This window comes from Pseudoalteromonas sp. 2CM41L, assembly GCF_023161905.1.
In the GTDB taxonomy this organism is placed as follows: domain Bacteria; phylum Pseudomonadota; class Gammaproteobacteria; order Enterobacterales; family Alteromonadaceae; genus Pseudoalteromonas; species Pseudoalteromonas atlantica.
Genome location: NZ_JALNTN010000001.1, coordinates 1 through 19,233 on the forward strand (window position 1 = coordinate 1; position 19,233 = coordinate 19,233).

Consider the following 19,233-nt stretch of genomic DNA (forward strand, 5'->3'; position numbering starts at 1 on the left):
GCTGGTTTAGCGCCAAATGAATCTGAGGTTAGATACCAAGATTCTAAAACTGTGGCCAAAATTAGTTGACCACTACAAGTATCGCGTTTGGTGATATATATAACGATGGGCAATTTTTGATGGTTCGCGCTAAATAAGCAGTCAATTTCGCATACTCGGGAGTTATATAAATTATGACTCCTGATTTAGTGAACACGAATGCAAAACGATAACGACTGTACTCACCAATACGCCCGCTATTTTGACATTGATATGCGATATAACGCAGGTGCTAACAACTATCAAAAAGGTATGAACCGGACTGCTCTAACAGTCCTTATTGCGGTCAGGTTTTCTATTGTCGCGCCAGTGATTATTCGCTGGCTCTATAATATTAGTCAACCTCAAGCACTTGCCCATTTAAATAAGTTAGTAGATGAAAAGCTGTTAACTATGGTCCCTACACACAGAAGCCCTGATGGGCGGGTTTATATTCCAACTTACTCAGGAGCTAAATACGCACAGGAGCAAACCAGCATTAGTACTTACATTCGCTCAAAATCAAACCCCGCACTGCAGGTTAACCACAACCACATAATGCACGACTTAATGAATGCATTTATTGCTCTGCGCGGATTACATAACCATACCTCTGATGGCGTTTATAGACCCCTATGGACAGGATTTTTATCTGAGCCAGAATTTAAACGATTATATAACCAAAGCAGTGCGCGAATTGTAGACGGTGTGGCCGTATTACCAGATAAAACCGTCGTTGCCATCGAAATTGAAAACTCATTTAAAAGTAAATCGACGCGTCAGACTATCCTGCTCAAATATCTCGCCTCACTTAAAGCAGGCCATTACCAACAGGTATTTATATTTTCACAATCTGCGCAAATATTTGATGATATAAAAAGATTGCACACTCAGTTGATGGATGCACTCCCCGAGCGCATAAATAAGAAGACCCAACAACCATTTATGCCTCCTGAAGATGTTGCATTACTACAATCTGCGATTGTGTATCGCACAAAATTTTGTGATGAAATTACAGCGTTATTTTACTCATAAGCCGAAATATAAACGTGGAATAAAATGTTTACCCCAACAAAAAAAGCATCATCCGATGCTTTAGTGTTTTTTATTGCGGCTACAATACAGCGCAATTGTTTTGAATGTTAAATGCCCTATATAGCAAGCCGCCAAAGTGAGCGTATAGGATTGTATAGTAGGTAATACTAAATAGGTTTTATTTATTAGCCCCTCATAGTAAAGCCAACCGAAGGCGATAAATATAAAGCCAAACATACTGAATACCTCTGCTATAGCGTTAGCAATAAACTCAATCCATTTCTTCTTAGTCATAGCTATTGTCCTTTTTGTCCTTGTCACCTTATATAAGTACATAACAGAGGATTTATTAGGCTTTTGCCTTGCTTTAAAAACCAATCACAAAAATAAAAGAGAGCAAACTAAGTTCGCTCTCTTTATTATTTTGTCAGGTTACATTATGCGATTAAGACAACGCATTCGTGCCCTACCGCCAGGTCAATCGCTATATTGCCCTCCCCCTGCACAACCATCTACTCAGTAGATAGCATGACAAAGCTCATTTGATGTGCAGTGAATCACCTATTAGCTCTTCAGATTATGTAGCTTGCATAGCGACAAGCTGAGTGCAATTTTTTGGGGTAATGGATATGCAGGTATGTTGTGGCTTTACATTAATAATTAACTCCGCAGAAAGGGAATTACAAAGCGTACCGAGTAGTTCACTTAGGGTTTGTATATTTTCAATATGTTTCAAGTCACTCTTTTCTATTGCGCTAAGGCAACTTTCTAAAAGAAAAAATATCCGTGCTTGCAAAGTACGCGTCAAACATTATTATTAATAAAAACTTATAGTCGGAGAGTAGTTATGACTGAATTTTTAATGATGATTTTTCCAGCGATAGTCCTCACTATTGGCTTTGCATATATCGCGATGAAGCACGGCAAAGAAAAGTAAAATTAAACTTAATTAGAAGCTAATTTTTAAGTATAAGAAAACGAGCCCAGAGGCTCGCCAGAGTTTATGAGCTTTCTATTAACCGTAACCAACTATCTTCTGCAGCTGCAAAATACTCACTGGGTTTTATCATAAATAGCTGCTCAAATTCTGCACTAAACAAGCTGCAAAAATTTGTTATGTCTTCAATATGTATGAGTAAAAAAGCATACATCTCAACCCCTTCCAAATACCTCTGTAAGAACTCAGGGTTAGCAGCTAATAACTGTTGAGAAATACTAATACCCAAAACACTCCCTGCGCTATCTCGGTGTAAATAAACGTAATTGGTGAAGCCCAGCTCTAGTGCTTGCTTATCAATAACGTCAGCTAATAGCAAAATAGTTGAACTGTCATCCCACGGTGACTGACTGGCGCGTACATATTGGCGAATAAACGGTAATTTTTGGTCTTTCATGATTTTTCCTGGTTAATTTGTCCTAAAACTAACTAGGCATAAGTCAGGAGAAAAATTGAAAGGTAATAGATAAACGACGTAAATTTGCAAAACATATCAAAAACGTTAAGGTTAAGGTACTGTTTCAAATATTGAGAATTTAAGATGAGTGATTTTATATGGTTATTACCGGCTGCTGTGTTGAGCATAATTTTAATTAGGCTTGTTAAACAAGCTAAAAAAATAGATTAAGTAAAAACAATACAAAACTTTTGGTTGTAACCGTCGGCAGTTAAAGTGACCTATAAGTCACTTTAAGGCCTAAAATACAGCTTAATGTTACCTAAAAGGCACTTTATTTTGAGGATTAAAAAAGAAAAATCTAAGTTTTACTTTTGTTAACTACCAATTATCTTTTCCAAATTAATTCTATAACCTACAAAACACAAATCTAAGATTCAAAGACTCTACAAGTCTAAAATTTTCAACTATTCAGTTAATACAATTTGCTTTTTAAGGCTGCTTTTTAGATACTAACCAAGTGCTGACGAATTACATAAAATCGTAGCACAAACCATAGCACGACAAAGCAACACCTTGTTTTATAAAGATTTAATTAGAAGCCTTATAACCATCGCAGTTAATGCATTTATTATTTATAAATAGTGCCATGCTAGCGCTTACTCACTTGCTACTTTTTTATAGGGGTTGCGGGTATCTTGGTGCTCATCTAAATTTCGCATTAATATTGCATGCTCTAAATTAATGCGTGTATCTAATCGAATTTTAACGTGATGCCCAGAGCCTTTGGCATCGGTAATATTTTCGCCCTTTTTGTTTTGCATATATTCAAGTTCAAAAATAATGTTCCCTTGTGGTGTCATAAGCTCTAAAGAATGCCCAACGCAGAATTTATTTTTTACCTCTATTTCAACTAAACCATCAGCATAGCGCCCTATTACTTCCCCAACAAATTGCTGCTTAGTTGATACCGAGTGACCGTATTCATAGTTTTGATAATCTTGGTGGGCATGGCGCTTTAAAAAGCCCTCGGTGTAGCCTCTATGCGCTAAGTTCTCAAGTGTTTTGAATAAGTGAGTATCGAATGGTTTACCCGAGGCCGCATCATCTATGGCTTTACGGTATACCTGCGCGGTGCGCGCTACATAATAAAATGATTTAGTACGCCCTTCTATTTTTAAACTATGAACGCCCATTTTTGTTAACTGCTCTACGTATTGCACAGCGCGCAAATCTTTTGAGTTCATAATATAGGTGCCGTGTTCACCCTCAAAGGCTGGCATATACTCCCCTGGGCGCCCTTGCTCTTCAAGCATGTAAATATTATTTGTTGGCGCACCTTCACCGAGACTTGGTATAACTTGGTTAGGGTCAATTTTATGCACCATGTCGCCCGTTTCGTTTTCAACGCCCGGTTTTACATCGTAATTCCAGCGGCAGGCATTCGTGCAGGTGCCTTGGTTAGGGTCGCGCTTATTTATATAACCCGAGAGTAAACAGCGCCCTGAATACGCCATACATAAAGCGCCATGTACAAACACCTCAAGCTCAGTATTTGGGCATAGCGTGCGTATTTCTTTTATTTCTTCAAGCGAGAGCTCCCGCGATAAAATAACTCGCTCAATACCTTGTTTTGCCCAAAACTGAACACTTGCATAATTAACTGCATTTGCTTGCACCGATAGGTGAATAGGCATGGCTGGCCACTTTTCTCGTACCAGCATAATTAACCCAGGATCTGACATAATCAGCGCATCGGGTCCCATAGCAATCACTGGTTCTATATCACGTAAATACGATTTAACCTTTGCGTTATGCGGAGCAATATTTGAAACCACATAAAACTTTTTATTTTGCGCATGGGCTTCATTAATCCCTATTTGTAATGTCTCTAAATCAAACTCATTATTACGTACCCGCAAACTGTAGCGAGGCTGGCCGGCGTAAACGGCATCGGCTCCATATGCAAAGGCGTAGCGCATATTTTTTAAACTCCCCGCAGGGCATAACAGTTCAGGAATAAAAGAGGTTACAGAAGAAACAGCTGGCATATGCGCTCCATACAGCTAACCGAGTACACGTCGGTTACATGATTAATTAATTTACAAGCGCGGCATTATAAATGCGACAAACATTGTGCTTTTGATCAAGATCATAAAACTGCAACCAAACTGGTTTTTAATAAAATTAGGTTTTTTCAATTAAAACGCGTATAATTCGCGCCCGTAAATATTCACACTTTTATTTAAAAATTATTGGAGCATAAAGATGGCTTTAGAGCGTACTTTCTCAATCGTAAAACCTGATGCAGTAGCAAAAAACCACATCGGCGCAATCTACAACCGTTTCGAAACTGCGGGTCTTAAAATCGTTGCAGCTAAAATGGTTCACCTTTCAAAAGAGAAAGCTGAAGGTTTCTACGCAGAGCACAGCGAGCGTCCTTTCTTCGGTGCTTTAGTATCTTTCATGACATCTGGTCCAGTAATGGTTACCGTTCTTGAAGGCGAAAACGCTGTTCTTAAAAACCGCGAAATAATGGGTGCTACTAACCCTGCTGAAGCACTAGCTGGTACTTTACGTGCAGACTACGCTGATAGCATCGACGAAAACGCTGTTCACGGTTCTGACGCTGTTGAATCTGCTGCTCGCGAAATCGCGTACTTCTTCGCTGACGAAGAGCTTTGCCCACGTACTCGTTAATTCGAGTTTTACAGTTAACGCTGTAATGCAAAGTAAGAAAAGGGCTTTCGAGCCCTTTTTTAGTCATTACGTAAAGTATCCTTAAGTGCATTTTGATATTTTACTTAATGATTAAAGTGGGTGAATTGTGTACAATTCGCCCTTGTAAATTTTATCTCCACCGTCACCGATTGAGGTTGTTTCATGACCGAGCAAAAAAAGATTAACTTATTAGATTTAAACCGAGATGCAATGCGCGAGCTATTTGTATCATTCGGTGAAAAGCCATTTCGTGGCGACCAGGTGATGAAATGGATTTATCATTTTGGCGTTGATAACTTTGACGACATGAGCAACGTTAATAAAAAGCTTAAAGAAAAGCTTAAAAACGAATGCGAAATTGTTGCGCCAGAAATCTCTGTTCGCCAGCAAGCAAGCGACGGCACAATTAAGTACGCATTAGTGCTTGATGGCGGCCAAGAAGTTGAAGCTGTATGGATCCCAGAAAAAGACCGCGCCACCTTGTGTGTATCTTCGCAAGTCGGTTGTGCCCTTGAGTGTACGTTTTGTTCAACTGCGCAACAAGGCTTTAACCGTAACCTTAAAGTGTCTGAAATTATTGGCCAAGTTTGGCGTGTAGCTAAAGACATAGGCCTTGATGGCAACAGCGAAAAACGCCCTGTTACCAACGTAGTAATGATGGGTATGGGCGAGCCCCTACTTAATATTAAAAACGTAGTGCCGGCAATGGAACTAATGATGGACGACTGGGGCTTTGGCTTATCTAAGCGCCGCGTAACATTAAGTACCTCAGGGGTTGTACCTGCCCTTGATTTATTAAAAGAAAAAATAGACGTAGCACTTGCTATTTCACTTCACGCACCCGATAACGCACTGCGTGACGTACTTGTACCAATTAATAAAAAGTACCCAATTGAAGAATTTTTAGCCGCGTGTCGTCGTTATATCGATGGCTCTAAAGCAAATAAAGACGTGACCATTGAATACGTTATGCTAAATGGCGTTAACGACAGCACCGACCAAGCACATGAGCTGGTTAAAACGCTTAAAGGTACACCTTCTAAAGTTAACCTTATTCCGTTTAACCCGTTCCCGGGTAACGAATACACACGCTCTAGCAACAGCCGTATTGACCGTTTTTCTAAGGTTTTACAAGCTGCGGGTATTACGTGTATTGTTCGTCGTACTCGTGGTGACGATATTGACGCCGCCTGTGGGCAATTAGCCGGCGATGTTGTTGACCGTACTAAACGTATGGCGAAAAAGAAAATGCGCGACGATAACGCAATTAGCGTAAATATCCAGCAAGCATAAGCCTGTAACCACCCTGCGTATATTTCCTATGCAGGGTGGTTAAGTTGTTTATTTTTAAATAAATGATGCAACACTAAGGGTTTTAGGTAAGATAGGCGCTATGGATAGAAAAACAGAGACAAGGTAATGCGATCTTTACTTGCTTTAACACTTTCAACACTTGCCCTTACAGGGTGCGTAAGTGAAAGTAGTTATAACGGCAGTGACAAACCCGTCGTCGAAAACAAAATCAATAATGCAGGCGCAGCACGCACTCGTATCGCCCTCGCTTTACAATACTTAGAAACTGGCAACAACTCGCAAGCAAAGTATAACCTTGAGCGAGCTATAGAATTTGCCCCAAACCTACCTGAAGTACATTACTCTCTTGCTTATTATTACCAACAAGTAGGCGAAAAAGAGCGTGCCGATAAAGCCTATCAAAAAGCATTAGCAATTAAGCCTGACGATCCAAACACGCTTAATAACTACGGTGTGTTTTTATGTAGTATTGAAGAGTATGACCGCGCGACCGATCAATTTTTAAAAGCAATTGATATTCCAAGCTATATTCGCGTTGCCGAAAGCTACGAAAACCTTGCATTATGTGCCATAGAATTTAACGACTTTGAAAATGCTGAGAGTTACTTTAAACAAGCACTTAATCACAGCTCGCAACGTACATCGACCCTAATAAGCTTAGCCGCCCTTTTTTATGCTAAAAGCGATTTACATAAAGCCAGCGAAGTATTAAAGCGCCATGACGACACCGGCCGAGTGTCTGCACGGGCTTTATTGCTTGGTTATTTAATTAAGCAGCGCATGGGCAGAATAGAAGAAGCAGAAAAAATTGCCGCCACCATAATGCAAACTTACCCAACAAGTAAGCAAGCCTATGCTATTCGTGATAATCGAACTAAACAAACTGAGTTTGAAATACTGCGCGAAAAATACCGTAAAGCGCAACTCAAGGAGCTTCAAGAGCAGTATGGCGAAGAGCAAATCAGTGTTGAGCAACCAAAAATTAAAATTATCCGTAAAAAGCGCCCAACTACCGATAATTCGACCAGCTTAATTTCTCCAGGGGTTGAGCCTTCAAGCCCAGTATTAAATGAGACGGCAAAAGCACAGGCAACCATTGCCGCAGCAAACAAACAAAAAACCGTAGCTGAGCAAAATGATGACGCTGCCACTTTCACGCCAGCGGCTCAACCAACGCAGGCTGAAGTAGTTACAACAACAAAAGCAGTAGTGCCAGCTGCGGCAGCGGCTCCAACCGTAACAAATACTGCCCAAGTAGCAACTACAACATCTGCGCCTGCAGAATCTAATACAGATACCGCAGCGGTGCTTTTGGCTTTAACAACGGATCACCAAGCGCAACAAACGTCTACACCCACAGCTGAGCCGCCAAAAGCCGTCGCTAAACAAACACCCAAAGATGATGACGAAGTAAAAATAATTTCATTTGGTGCGCCAAAACAAGCTAACTTTAACACCCCACAAAATACACGCCCTGCTGCAAATGGCCCACAAAATACGGGCTTAAATAATTCGGTAGTATTTTATGAGGCTAAAAAAGACAGTGCGGTATTTAGTAATAACCCATACAGCGACAGTAACGACATTACACTGAAAAACTACCAACCAAGTGTAAAACAAGAGCCCCCCATGCTTAATCCAAAAGTCCCCCCTTTAAAGGTGCCTTTTCATATTATTGAGTTTGGTGAAAACCTATTTAGCATTTCAGTGCGATACAATGTTAAACTACAAAAACTCCTGCAGTGGAATGGTCTAAAGGAGTCGGATCGTGTTATCAACGGAAGTAAAATTTATTTAAACGATCCTAATATTTATTACGAGATTAAAGCTGGCGATACCCTTTACGACATAGCTACCCAGCGGCATGTATTAATTGATGAATTAATGCGATGGAATAAATTAAGCCCAGATATAGAACTTACACCTGGGCACAGACTATTACTAGTGGATCCAAATTCGTACCTATTATGACAGAAGAAACTACGCAACAAAGCGATGAGCCAAGTGTTGGGCAACTATTAAAAGCGCACAGAGAGCAAGCGAATGTAAGCTTAGAGTCACTTACTGGCCCACTTAAGCTTTCTATTTCTCAGCTGCAACGCTTAGAAAGCGATCAGTACCAAACGTTAGGCCCTATTACCTTTGTAAAAGGCTACATTAAAAACTATTGCCGTGAACTACACGTCGATAGCGCCCCTATATTAGCTAAATTGCCTGCACCGCCCGAGCCTACAAAGCCGGCTAACATGCAAAGCTTTTCGCGCCGCACAGAAAAAGAAGCCCACGACAGCCGCCTAATGCTGGTGAGCTACATTATTTTAGCCATTGTTATTGGCTCATCTGCCTTATGGTTTTGGCAAAATGCTACGCCTATCGATGAGCAAACAAGCACAATCAATATTGAAAATTCAATTTTAGATAACCAGCAAAATAACAACGCGCTAAATAACGAAAGCGAGAGCCCCTCGCAAATGCAAGCAACGCAGGCAGTTGAGCGCACACCGGCTGTAATGCCTATAAGTGCTGAACAAGTCCCCTTAAGTGAAGCCGTTAATGCCACGGCGCCTATTGCCGCTAGCACCCAAACAGCCACTAACGAGCCCGACTCGCAAAGTAACACCAGTACAATTAACATGGTGTTTAACGATGAGAGCTGGGTAGAAATACACGATGGCGAAGGTGAGCGCATTGCATTTGGCGTAAAAAAAGCAGGCTATAAAATGGCTGTAAGCGGTACCCCGCCTTTTTCAGTTGTGCTGGGTAAGCACGACGTAGTTAGTGTTTCTCTAAACGGCGAGCCAGTTGATATTTCTGGTTATCCTAAAAATCGTTTAGCCAAATTTAAATTACCATTAGCAGAGTAGTCGCTATGTTTTCAGAATCTCCAATTAAACGCAGAAAATCAACACGCATCAATGTAGGCAACGTGCCTATTGGTGACGGTGCCCCTATTGCCGTACAGTCGATGACCAATACCGACACCATGGATATAGATGCCACGGTAGCGCAAATCCAAGCAATACAAGATGCCGGCGCCGATATAGTGCGTGTATCTGTACCTACTATGGATGCAGCAGAAGCGTTTAAAAGTATAAAAGAGCAAGTTAGTATACCGCTTGTAGCCGATATTCACTTTGATTACCGCATAGCGTTAAAAGTGGCAAAATACGGCGTAGATTGCCTACGTATAAACCCAGGAAATATAGGCAGTGAAGAGCGTATTAGAGCCGTTGTAGACTCAGCACGTGAGCATAATATTCCTATTCGTATTGGTGTAAATGGCGGCTCATTAGAGCGCGACCTACAAGAAAAATACGGCGAGCCAACTCCCGAGGCATTACTTGAATCAGCAATGCGCCATGTAGATATATTACGCCGCCTTGATTTTGACCAATTTAAAATATCGGTAAAAGCATCAGACGTATTTTTAGCTGTAGGCGCTTATCGTTTACTTGCTAAAGAAATAGATCAACCCCTGCATTTAGGGATCACCGAAGCCGGCGGCATGCGCTCAGGTTCGGTTAAATCGGCTGTAGGCTTAGGCATGTTACTTGCCGAAGGTATTGGCGATACGCTACGTGTATCACTTGCTGCCGACCCAGTTCAAGAAATCAAAGTAGGTTTTGATATTTTAAAATCGCTGCGTATACGCTCTCGCGGTATTAACTTTATTGCCTGCCCTAGCTGCTCACGTCAAGAGTTTGATGTAGTGAGCACCATGAACCAGCTTGAAGAGCGCCTAGAAGATGTTGTTGAGCCAATGTCTGTTTCGGTAATTGGCTGTGTCGTTAACGGCCCAGGCGAAGCCCTAGTTAGTGATATTGGCCTTGCCGGTGCAAACCGCCGCTCAGGTTTATACATTAATGGCGAGCGTCAAAAAGCGCGTATTGATAACAACAACATTGTTGACCAGCTTGAAGGCTACGTGCGCGACTTTATTGCTCAAAAAGAGCAGCAAACACCTATCGACATTAAAATAGTCGAATAAATACCGTATAAAGCGCCAAACCACGTTGTTTGGCGTTTACCTTTATAGCTAGAGGATACCCAAACGACCCCAAGATACAGAATTCAGCGTTTCACAGGCTCTTAATATCAAGGCGTTACTTTACAAGAATGGCGATCCCTTTTAAAAAGTAACAACGATGAGAGTAAGTGTCTGTGAACAGCCCAACGGGTTGGTTTAAAAGCGATTTATACTGCGTTATTGATTTTAACAATAGAACCACTATTACTTTCAATCAATGCCTTGCCTAAATCGCTTTTAATTCAAACGACGCTCGCATCATGGGGTCATTTGGGTATATAATGACGGGTCAATTTTTAGCATTCTTGTTGTGTAAGCATTTTTTTATTACACATAAACAGTAATTAGGATTTATCAGTGGCAAAACAAATTCAGGCAGTTCGCGGTATGAACGATTGTCTGCCGGGCGACACGCAAGTTTGGCAGAAAGTAGAAAACATTTTACGCGAGACAGTAGCATCGTTCGGTTATCAAGAAATTCGTTTTCCTATTGTAGAATCAACCGACTTATTTAAACGCTCTATTGGTGAAGTAACCGATATAGTAGAAAAAGAAATGTACACCTTTGCCGATCGTAACGGCGACATGCTAACCCTTCGCCCAGAAGGCACCGCAGTGTGTGTACGTGCAGGTAACCAAAATGGCTTGCTTTATAACCAAGAACAGCGCCTGTGGTACATGGGCCCGATGTTTCGTCATGAGCGCCCTCAAAAAGGCCGCTACCGTCAGTTTCACCAATTTGGTTTAGAAACATTTGGTATTGCCACAGCCGATATAGACGCAGAAGTTATTTTACTTACCGCGCAATTATGGAAAGCATTTGGCATTAACGAACACGTACGTTTAGAGCTTAACTCGTTAGGCTCAAACGAAGCACGTGCTGATTACCGCGATGCACTCGTTGCCTACCTTGAACAGCATACCGACGTGCTTGATGAAGATTCAAAGCGCCGTATGTACTCAAACCCATTACGTGTACTTGATAGCAAAAACCCAGACGTGCAAGCAATCTTAGTGGATGCGCCTAAATTGTCAGAGCATTTAGATGCTGAATCAAAAGAACATTTTGCAAATTTATGTGAACGTTTAGACGCAGCTGGCGTCATATACACGGTTAATGAAAAGTTAGTACGTGGTTTAGACTACTACAACCGCACAGTATTTGAATGGGTAACAGATAGCCTAGGTGCACAAGGTACAGTGTGTGCTGGCGGACGCTACGATGGCTTAGTTGAGCAACTTGGCGGCAAAGCAACGCCCGCAGTTGGTTTCGCTATGGGTCTAGAGCGCTTAGTACTGTTACTCCAAGCACTTGAGTGTGTAGGTGACATTCGCCGCAATGCTGATGTATATTTAGCGGCAATGGGCGACAAAGCCAGCGTACAAGCCCCTGCCATAGCAGCGCAACTGCGTAGCGACGTACCCGGTTTACGCGTTATGGTGCATGCCGGCGGCGGTAACTTTAAAAAACAACTAAAACGAGCTGATAAAAGCGATGCACTAGTGGCTGTTATTATTGGCGAAGATGAATTAGAAAAAGGCGTTGTGACCATAAAGTATTTACGTGAGCGTAAAGAGCAAGTCACACTAGAATTAGAACAAGCTAAAGCGCTATTAGCTGAGCTTATCAATAGCTAAGCTAACTTAAGAGGTAATAATGGACATTTATTCAACAGAAGAACAACAAGCAGAAGCCATTAAGCGCTTTTTTCGCGAAAACGGTATTTCACTTGCGCTAGGTGTAATTGTAGGTTTAGGCGGCTTATACGGTTGGAAAGCATACAACCAAAACCAAATTACAACTGCTGAGCAAGCGTCTGACGAATATACAACACTTGTACAAAGTGACGATGTACTTGGCGCAGCCGATACATTCATTAAAAACAACCAAGACACAAGCTATGCAACTTTAGCCGCTTTTGTTGCGGCAAAAGACGCTGTTGATGCAAAAAAATTAGACCTTGCTAGCGAAAAACTTAGCTGGATTGTGACAAACGCCCAAAGCGAAGAGCTTAAAGCCATTGCCATTACGCGTTTAGCACGTATTCAACTTGCGCAAAGTAAATTTGACGAAGCCCTAAGTACATTAAACTCGCCACTACCAGAGGCATATAACGCCAATGTAGCTGAGCTAAAAGGCGATATTTACATTGCACAAGGTAATAAAGACCAAGCTCGCACTGCGTATCAAGCAGCTGCCGATGCAGGCGGTTTAACAACAAACCCTTTATTACAAATTAAATTAGACGACCTAGCAGTAACTAGCCCAGCGGCATAAGGTTTTAGGTATGAAAAAAATAACAACAGCAACTCTCGCACTGTGCATGGCAACGCTAATGGGTTGTTCATCAAGTGATGACGAAGACGAGTTAGTACTTCCTGAAATTGTTAATCAATTTGAAACAGACGTAGTGTGGCAAGAGTCGGTTGGCAGTGGTGTAGAACATTATTTTTCTCGCTTATCGCCTGCTGTATACAAAGACACTATTTATGTAGCTAGCCGCGAAGGCCAAATTGAAGCGCTTTCGCTTACCAATGGCGACACGTTATGGGAAACCGACGTACGTGAAGATTTATCGTTTTGGCCATGGTCAGATAACGGCACAGCAAAATTATCAGGCGGTATATTACAAGCTTATGGTAAAATTTACGTAGGCTCTGAGCACGGATTTATTATTGCCCTTGACCGCGAAACGGGTGAAGAAGTATGGCGTAAAAATGTGCCAGGCGAAGCGTTATCAAAACCAGCTGCGGGCGATGGCCTAATTTTTGTTAATTTAGGTTCGGGTAAACTATTAGCGCTGCACCCAGATACAGGCGAAGAACGCTGGAACTTTGAACAAGAAGTACCACCGCTTACATTGCGTGGCCAAAGCTCGCCAACAGTTGCAAACGGTGGTGTGTTAGTAGGCTTAGAAACAGGTAAATTAAGTGTACTCATTTCTGAGAGCGGTTATTCAGCATGGAGTGCAGAAATTGCCGTTGCTAAAGGCGCATCAGAATTTGAGCGCTTAGTTGATGTAGACACACAACCAATTATTAGCGGCCCTTACGCTTATGCTATTGCATACAACGGTAACCTAGCAGCGGTAGATATTCGCTCAGGCAATGTTGTATGGAAACGTGAATACAGCAGCTACCGCGAAATAGCGATGGATGCACAAACTATTTACCTAGTAGATAGCGAAGGCGTAATTTACGCATTAGATAAAAATTCAGGTATTGAACGTTGGAGCCAACCCGCTCTACGTGGTTGGTACCTAACAGGCCCTGCAGTTGCAGGTAGCCACTTAGCTTTAGGTGACCAAGAAGGTAACCTACATTGGCTAAACAAAGACACTGGCGAGTTAGTATCTCGTGAAGAATTTGACAGCTCAGGCTTTTTTGTTGAGCCGGTTGTAGCCGACGACAAGCTAATTTTATACACCCGTGATGGTGAAGTTAGTGTGGTAAACACCCCTAACTAACTAGCTAACACTTAAAGGTTTTTTGTAAGGCTTCGCACTGCGAAGCCTTTTGTTGTTTTTTAAAGAGGTAGTTTATGCTTCCCGTGATCGCTCTAGTTGGGCGACCCAATGTGGGCAAATCCACATTATTTAACCGTTTAACACGTACTCGTGATGCACTCGTAGCCGATTTTCCAGGTTTAACACGAGATAGAAAATATGGCCAAGCTAATTACGATGGCTATGAATTTATCGTGGTAGACACGGGTGGTATTGATGGCTCTGAAGAAGGCATCGAAACCGAAATGGCCGACCAGTCGTTACTTGCCATTGAAGAAGCCGATATTGTGTTGTTTTTGGTTGATGCCCGCGTAGGCATGACCGTTGCTGACCAAGCCATTGCTAATCACTTGCGCAAGCAAGAGAAAAAAAGCTTTGTGGTTGCCAACAAAACAGATGGCATTGACGCCGACTCAAACTGTGCAGAATTTTATCAATTATCATTAGGTAATATTCACCATATTGCAGCAGCACATGGGCGTGGTATTACACAGCTTTTAGAGCACACTTTACAGCCTGTAATTGCAGAGCTTGCAGCACTAGATGAAGACGTTGCTGATGACGATGAAGAGTTAATCGACCTTTATCAAGAAGCAGAAGGCGACGATACAGACCACCAAGCGTTTGCCGATAAACCAGTAAAACTGGCTATTATTGGTCGCCCTAACGTAGGTAAGTCTACACTTACAAACCGTATACTCGGTGAAGAACGTGTAATTGTATACGATATGCCAGGCACCACCCGCGACTCTATTTATATTCCGATGACCCGTAACGACAAAGAATATATTTTAATAGATACCGCAGGTGTTCGTAAGCGTAAAAAAGTAAGCGACGTAGTTGAAAAGTTCTCAGTAATTAAAACGCTTCAAGCCATTGAGGATGCAAACGTTGTATTACTGGTTGTTGATGCTCGCGATGGTATTTCTGATCAAGACTTAAGCTTATTAGGTTTTGCGCTTAACTCAGGTCGTTCATTGGTTATTGCCGTGAACAAATGGGATGGGCTTGATGATTACGTTAAAGATCGCATTAAAACAGAGCTTGATCGCCGTTTAGGCTTTATTGACTTTGCACGCTTACACTTTATATCTGCACTTCACGGTACAGGTGTTGGCCATTTATTTGAATCGGTTGATGAAGCGTACGAGTCAGCAACTAAACGTATTAGCACCGCAATGCTACGCCGTATTATGGACATGGCACAGGCCGATCATCAACCGCCACTTGTTCGTGGTCGTCGTGTTAAGCTTAAATATGCGCATGCCGGTGGTTATAACCCGCCACGTATTGTAATTCACGGTAACCAAGTTCACGATTTACCCGATAGCTACAAACGCTACCTGATGAACTACTACCGTAAAGCGCTTAAAATTATGGGCACCCCAATCAAAATTGAATTTAGAGAAGGTGATAACCCATTTGCAGGGCGTACTAATAAAGTAACGCTTTCGCAAAAACGTAAAATACGTGCCTTTGCCAAAGAAAACCGTAATAAATAAACTGCATAAGTGTTAATTTATTACAAAAAAACGGCGTACTTTTTAGTACGCCGTTTTTTATGCTTTATACCAATTAGCTTAATTAAGTGATCTATTTTGAGATTTGAAAAACGTGTTGATAGCTAGGCAAAAAATTCGCTATTTAGTGGTTCAAAATGAGAATTTTTAACGCAGGGAGCGACATATTTAGCTCCGCAAAATGATTAAGTATTATTGCAGATCAGTACGCTTATAATCCTTCATATTCAGCTTCCCTTGGTTTTAAAATTTGCTTTCTACATTTAACCATACTCCAACAATCCGTTTCAGGTACGCCGTAATACCAGGCTCTAAAAATCGGTTGATACTTTTCAATCACCCGTTGCTGCATAGTTTGTGAGAAATGAGGTAAGTAAAAAGTTTTGATCACCGTAATGTGTCTTGTGATCATATCTCCTAAATTAAAGCGCGCTTGGCGATACCGAATGTCTGCTTTTTTATATTCCCTGCTATCAGGTGTAAAGTTTTGCATGTCTTGCTTAGGGCCAGTCGCCCAGCCAGCTACTTTTTCCATTTGTTCAGTAAACGGCTTAACGGTAAACGTGACATGAATAGGGTCATCAGCATCGGTGGGCGCAAAACCTCGCGGAAATCCTCTGTGGTGATAATTAGGATGGGTAACCGTAAACTCAATCGATGCATAGGCGTTGGGCTGTAATAAATCCAAACGCTCCCGTGGGAAGGTAATTGGCTCATTAGCATAGGCAGTTTTAAAATATTTATAACCAAAATCAATACCACAACTACTGTGACCACACGACTCTGAATAGGCCGACTTTATCAAAAAAGGCAATTCTGGCACTGAGCCATCCTCTGTTTCAATCGTCACAATAATGGGCCCACGATAGCCATGCGCTTTATCAAATACCGTAGTGCAACTTGTTGTCAAAACACACGCCAGTAATACACAGTAAAATTGCAGTGCTACTTTACGCTTATAATCCTTCATACTCAGCCTTCCTTGGTTTTAAAATTTGCTTTCTACAGTCAACCATATCCCAACAATCCGTTTCAGGTACTCCGTAATACCAGGCTCTAAAAATCGGTTGATACTTTTCAATCACCCGTTGTTGCATACGTTTTGAAAAATGAGGTAAGTAAAAAGTTTTGATCACCGTAATGTGTCTTTTAATCGTCTTTCCTAAATTAAAGCGCGCTTGGCGATACCGAATGTCTGCTTTTTTATATTCCCTGCTATCAGGTGTAAAGTTTTGCATGTCTTGCTTAGGGCCAGTCGCCCAGCCAGCTACTTTATTCATTTGTTCAGCAAACGGCTTAACGGTAAACGTGATATGAATAGGGTCATCAGCATCGGTGGGCCCAAAGCCTCGCGTAAATACATTGTAGTGATAATTAGGATGAGTAACCTTAAAAAGAATTGTTGCATAGGCATTGGGTTGTAATAAATCCAAACGCTCCCGTGGGAAGGTAATTGGCTCATTAGCATGCGTGGTTTTAAAGTATCTATAACCGGAGTCTATGCCACAACTACTATGACCACACGACTCTGTATACACGGACTCTATCAAAAAAGGAAATTCTGGCACTGAGCCATCTTCTGTTTCAATCGTCACAACAATGGGCCCACGATAACCATGCGCTTTATCGAATACCGTAGTGCAACTTGTTGTCAAAACACACGCCAGTAATACACAGTAAAATTGCAGTGCTACTTTACGCTTATAATCCTTCATATTCAGCTTCCCTTGGTTTTAAAATTTGCTTTCTACAGTCAACCATATCCCAACAATCCGTTTCAGGTACGCCGTAATACCAGGCTCTAAAAATCGGTTGATACTTTTCAATCACCCGTTGCTGCATAGTTTGTGAGAAATGAGGTAAGTAAAAAGTTTTGATCACCGTAATGTGTCTTTTAATCGTCTTTCCTAAATTAAAGCGCGCTTGGCGATACCGAATGTCTGCTTTTTTATATTCCCTGCTATCAGGTGTAAAGTTTTGCATGTCTTGCTTAGGGCCTGTCGCCCAGCCAGCTACTTTTTCCATTTGTTCAGTAAACGGCTTAACGGTAAACGTGACATGAATAGGGTCATCAGCATCGGTGGGCGCAAAACCTCGCGGAAATCCTCTGTGGTGATAATTAGGATGGGTAACCGTAAACTCAATCGATGCATAGGCGTTGGGCTGTAATAAATCCAAACGCTCCCGTGGGAAGGTAATTGGCTCATTAGCATAGGCAGTTTTAAAATATTTATAACCAAAATCAATACCACAACTACTGTGACCACACGACTCTGAATAGGCCGACTTTATCAAAAAAGGCAATTCTGGCACTGAGCCATCCTCTGTTTCAATCGTCACAACAATGGGCCCACGATAGCCATGCGCTTTATCGAATACCGTAGTGCAACTTGTTGTCAAAAAACACGCCAGTAGCACACAGTAAAATTGCAGTGCTACTTTACGCTTATAATCCTTCATACTCAGCCTTCCTTGGTTTTAAAATTTATTCTTGCAAGTAATGCTTTTATTAGCAGCACCTGCGTGCTTAAAATTAATGTAGCGTTCGAGACTATTTTATTATTCAAAGTTAAGTAATGCTAATTGCACCAGCCGCTCAACGGTGGTGTCTTGGCTATTTTTAGGCGCTTTGGGGTAATACTTAGATTTTGGCGGCTTAATAGATATAAACCCATGATTGGTGGCCATTTCGTGGGCTAACAGCTTTCGCTCTTTGGGTGTTAAATGGTTTTCGTGTATTTTTGCAAGCTCGCCGCTATCAAGCCATATGCCAGCGCAACCTGGGCACTCGTCTATCTCAACCACTTTGAGCGGTGAAAAAAACCGGCGCATCATTACTATGCTTGGGCACTTTGGGCAATTTACTCGCGATGAGACTTCGCCCTCGCCTTCGGTATAGTTACTCAAATACTTAAGTAGAACCTGACCATGCTTTAACTCAGGCGAGCTAAACTTAAAAATTTGGCTGTTATCAAAAAATACGCCGCCTTGCGCTGACGTAAAAACAGTAATGCCGCCAACAAGTAAAGGTTCAAGTGGCGTATTACTACGAGGACAATACATTTAAAATTCCTTTTTATTTATTTATGTTCTTTTACTCAAGCGCTTTATGAATAAGCCCAACAAGCGGCGCTGGTAATGTAATATTACCTGCAAGTACAAACTCATGCGCGTCGTCTGACATTTTTTGCCATGTACGGCGAATAATACCTATCCATTTTTGCTCATCGTAATCAGGCTTACTATTAGCAAACCCGAGCATGTAATGCTCAATAAATACCAGGCTTGCTACGTCTTCTACTAATTGGCTATCAGGGTTACGTTTAATATTTTTTTTAGCAACTGCATCGTACACTCTGTTTTGCTCAGCATCGCTGTACCCAGCTTGCTGCATAAGCGCAACAACGCTACTGGCATGAAATATATAAAGCGCACTGCGCCATTGATGATAGCCCTGCTTGTTCATTGCAAAGTCGCTACGCGGCGACTTCCAACGTTGTATATGCTGCCCACGCACTGCAATTTGCATAAGCTCGTCAGCATCGGGGTTAAAACGGCTAAGCATACCGCTCATACGCTGTGAGTATAAATACTCTTTAGGAACACTCTCCCCATTAAATTGCTCACTGTTTGGGTCTTGGTTGTTTGCTTCATCAATTAAGGCGATTACTTTATTAAACATGACGGTCATTTTTTTA

Annotated in this window: 17 protein-coding genes; 10 read left to right on the top strand and 7 right to left on the bottom strand. The window is 41.7% G+C overall.

Annotated elements, in window-relative coordinates:
* Positions 1-198 precede the first annotated feature (198 nt).
* Positions 199-1,053, top strand: coding sequence for a hypothetical protein (locus tag MTF64_RS00005; RefSeq protein WP_248450025.1), 855 nt, complete (start codon positions 199-201; stop codon positions 1,051-1,053).
* 1,001 nt (positions 1,054-2,054) lie between these two features.
* Here MTF64_RS00005 and MTF64_RS00010 read toward each other — a convergent pair.
* Positions 2,055-2,447, bottom strand: coding sequence for a hypothetical protein (locus tag MTF64_RS00010; protein ID WP_248450026.1), 393 nt, complete (start codon positions 2,445-2,447; stop codon positions 2,055-2,057).
* A gap of 659 nt (positions 2,448-3,106) precedes the next feature.
* Complete coding sequence (gene yegQ / locus MTF64_RS00015) at positions 3,107-4,498, bottom strand: tRNA 5-hydroxyuridine modification protein YegQ (RefSeq protein WP_248450027.1); 1,392 nt, start codon at positions 4,496-4,498, stop codon at positions 3,107-3,109.
* 217 nt (positions 4,499-4,715) lie between these two features.
* On the opposite strand from yegQ, the gene ndk reads away from it, so the two are divergent.
* The 9 genes from ndk (at position 4,716) to der (ending at position 15,517) form a co-directional block, all read left to right on the top strand.
* Positions 4,716-5,147, top strand: coding sequence for a nucleoside-diphosphate kinase (gene ndk / locus MTF64_RS00020; protein WP_004586996.1), 432 nt, complete (start codon positions 4,716-4,718; stop codon positions 5,145-5,147).
* Positions 5,148-5,330: 183 nt separating this feature from the next.
* Entirely contained in the window at positions 5,331-6,461 is a 1,131-nt protein-coding gene (locus MTF64_RS00025; RefSeq protein WP_004586995.1) for a bifunctional tRNA (adenosine(37)-C2)-methyltransferase TrmG/ribosomal RNA large subunit methyltransferase RlmN, read from the top strand.
* A gap of 126 nt (positions 6,462-6,587) precedes the next feature.
* Complete coding sequence (gene pilW / locus MTF64_RS00030; RefSeq protein ID WP_248450028.1) at positions 6,588-8,453, top strand: type IV pilus biogenesis/stability protein PilW; 1,866 nt, start codon at positions 6,588-6,590, stop codon at positions 8,451-8,453.
* Positions 8,450-9,346, top strand: coding sequence for a RodZ domain-containing protein (locus tag MTF64_RS00035; protein WP_248450029.1), 897 nt, complete (start codon positions 8,450-8,452; stop codon positions 9,344-9,346). The genes pilW and MTF64_RS00035 overlap by 4 nt, the downstream gene beginning before the upstream one ends.
* 5 nt (positions 9,347-9,351) lie before the next feature.
* A complete protein-coding gene (gene ispG, locus MTF64_RS00040) occupies positions 9,352-10,470 on the top strand; it encodes a flavodoxin-dependent (E)-4-hydroxy-3-methylbut-2-enyl-diphosphate synthase (protein WP_004586992.1) in 1,119 nt (372 codons plus the stop codon).
* A 396-nt stretch (positions 10,471-10,866) separates the two neighbouring features.
* Positions 10,867-12,147, top strand: a complete 1,281-nt coding sequence (gene hisS / locus MTF64_RS00045; RefSeq protein WP_004586991.1) for a histidine--tRNA ligase — start codon at positions 10,867-10,869, stop codon at positions 12,145-12,147.
* 19 nt (positions 12,148-12,166) lie between these two features.
* The gene (locus MTF64_RS00050) at positions 12,167-12,787 is read left to right on the top strand and encodes a tetratricopeptide repeat protein (RefSeq protein WP_004586990.1); all 621 of its coding nucleotides are present in this window, start codon (positions 12,167-12,169) and stop codon (positions 12,785-12,787) included.
* Positions 12,788-12,797: 10 nt separating this feature from the next.
* Positions 12,798-13,976 carry an outer membrane protein assembly factor BamB gene (bamB, locus tag MTF64_RS00055; RefSeq protein ID WP_004586989.1) on the top strand — a complete coding sequence of 393 codons (1,179 nt, stop codon included), beginning with the start codon at positions 12,798-12,800 and terminating at the stop codon, positions 13,974-13,976.
* Positions 13,977-14,050: 74 nt separating this feature from the next.
* The gene (der, locus tag MTF64_RS00060) at positions 14,051-15,517 is read left to right on the top strand and encodes a ribosome biogenesis GTPase Der (RefSeq protein ID WP_004586988.1); all 1,467 of its coding nucleotides are present in this window, start codon (positions 14,051-14,053) and stop codon (positions 15,515-15,517) included.
* Positions 15,518-15,746: 229 nt separating this feature from the next.
* Here der and MTF64_RS00065 read toward each other — a convergent pair whose 3' ends face one another.
* From MTF64_RS00065 to MTF64_RS00085, 5 genes are all read right to left on the bottom strand, one after another.
* Positions 15,747-16,505 carry a hypothetical protein gene (locus MTF64_RS00065; protein ID WP_248450030.1) on the bottom strand — a complete coding sequence of 253 codons (759 nt, stop codon included), beginning with the start codon at positions 16,503-16,505 and terminating at the stop codon, positions 15,747-15,749.
* Positions 16,492-17,250: a hypothetical protein gene (locus MTF64_RS00070; protein ID WP_248450031.1), complete on the bottom strand. Its 759-nt coding sequence runs from the start codon at positions 17,248-17,250 to the stop codon at positions 16,492-16,494. Before MTF64_RS00070 ends, MTF64_RS00065 begins: the two co-directional genes overlap by 14 nt.
* Complete coding sequence (locus MTF64_RS00075) at positions 17,237-17,995, bottom strand: hypothetical protein (protein WP_248450032.1); 759 nt, start codon at positions 17,993-17,995, stop codon at positions 17,237-17,239. The genes MTF64_RS00070 and MTF64_RS00075 overlap by 14 nt, the downstream gene beginning before the upstream one ends.
* A 99-nt stretch (positions 17,996-18,094) precedes the next feature.
* Complete coding sequence (locus MTF64_RS00080) at positions 18,095-18,598, bottom strand: zf-TFIIB domain-containing protein (RefSeq protein ID WP_248450033.1); 504 nt, start codon at positions 18,596-18,598, stop codon at positions 18,095-18,097.
* Positions 18,599-18,629: 31 nt separating this feature from the next.
* On the bottom strand, positions 18,630-19,217 hold the full coding sequence (locus MTF64_RS00085; protein WP_248450034.1) for a DUF4202 domain-containing protein: 588 nt from the start codon (positions 19,215-19,217) through the stop codon (positions 18,630-18,632).
* Between the last annotated feature and the right edge of the window lie 16 nt (positions 19,218-19,233).

What these genes read in the sequence shown, in the direction of transcription:
- MTF64_RS00075 (WP_248450032.1), bottom strand. Translation starts at nt 17,995, where the DNA reads ATGAAGGATTATAAGCGTAAAGTAGCACTGCAATTTTACTGTGTGCTA.
- der (WP_004586988.1), top strand. Translation starts at nt 14,051, where the DNA reads ATGCTTCCCGTGATCGCTCTAGTTGGGCGACCCAATGTGGGCAAATCC.
- bamB (WP_004586989.1), top strand. Translation starts at nt 12,798, where the DNA reads ATGAAAAAAATAACAACAGCAACTCTCGCACTGTGCATGGCAACGCTA.
- MTF64_RS00070 (WP_248450031.1), bottom strand. Translation starts at nt 17,250, where the DNA reads ATGAAGGATTATAAGCGTAAAGTAGCACTGCAATTTTACTGTGTATTA.
- MTF64_RS00065 (WP_248450030.1), bottom strand. Translation starts at nt 16,505, where the DNA reads ATGAAGGATTATAAGCGTAAAGTAGCACTGCAATTTTACTGTGTATTA.
- MTF64_RS00085 (WP_248450034.1), bottom strand. Translation starts at nt 19,217, where the DNA reads ATGTTTAATAAAGTAATCGCCTTAATTGATGAAGCAAACAACCAAGAC.
- MTF64_RS00025 (WP_004586995.1), top strand. Translation starts at nt 5,331, where the DNA reads ATGACCGAGCAAAAAAAGATTAACTTATTAGATTTAAACCGAGATGCA.
- MTF64_RS00080 (WP_248450033.1), bottom strand. Translation starts at nt 18,598, where the DNA reads ATGTATTGTCCTCGTAGTAATACGCCACTTGAACCTTTACTTGTTGGC.
- ndk (WP_004586996.1), top strand. Translation starts at nt 4,716, where the DNA reads ATGGCTTTAGAGCGTACTTTCTCAATCGTAAAACCTGATGCAGTAGCA.
- pilW (WP_248450028.1), top strand. Translation starts at nt 6,588, where the DNA reads ATGCGATCTTTACTTGCTTTAACACTTTCAACACTTGCCCTTACAGGG.
- MTF64_RS00010 (WP_248450026.1), bottom strand. Translation starts at nt 2,447, where the DNA reads ATGAAAGACCAAAAATTACCGTTTATTCGCCAATATGTACGCGCCAGT.
- ispG (WP_004586992.1), top strand. Translation starts at nt 9,352, where the DNA reads ATGTTTTCAGAATCTCCAATTAAACGCAGAAAATCAACACGCATCAAT.
- MTF64_RS00050 (WP_004586990.1), top strand. Translation starts at nt 12,167, where the DNA reads ATGGACATTTATTCAACAGAAGAACAACAAGCAGAAGCCATTAAGCGC.
- yegQ (WP_248450027.1), bottom strand. Translation starts at nt 4,498, where the DNA reads ATGCCAGCTGTTTCTTCTGTAACCTCTTTTATTCCTGAACTGTTATGC.
- MTF64_RS00035 (WP_248450029.1), top strand. Translation starts at nt 8,450, where the DNA reads ATGACAGAAGAAACTACGCAACAAAGCGATGAGCCAAGTGTTGGGCAA.
- MTF64_RS00005 (WP_248450025.1), top strand. Translation starts at nt 199, where the DNA reads ATGCAAAACGATAACGACTGTACTCACCAATACGCCCGCTATTTTGAC.